General features: G+C 78.0%; 1 protein-coding gene. It reads left to right on the top strand.

The window, feature by feature from the left end:
- A partial coding sequence (locus PUR56_RS08170; RefSeq protein WP_329948404.1) for a transposase domain-containing protein occupies positions 1-209 on the top strand: 209 nt, incomplete at both ends.

The following is a 209-nucleotide window of genomic DNA, read 5'->3' as shown; positions in this document are numbered from 1 at the left end:
GGCGGCAGGTGTGGCAGCGGCTGACCGCCGGACTGGACGGCCTGCCGGTCGCCGACCCGACCGGCGGTGCGTTCGCCCAGGCCCGCAGGCGGGTGGGGGCCGAGCCGATGCGCTGGCTGTTCGACCTGCTACGCGGCCCGGCCGCCGGAATCGGCACCACCGGGGCGTGGTGGCGGGGGCTGCTGGTCTGCGCGATCGACGGCACGACG

The organism is Streptomyces sp. BE303 (assembly GCF_036290945.1).
Taxonomy (GTDB): Bacteria; Actinomycetota; Actinomycetes; order Streptomycetales; family Streptomycetaceae; genus Kitasatospora.
Note: the sequence above shows the minus strand (reverse complement) of the source record. Positions and strands in the feature narration are given on the sequence as shown.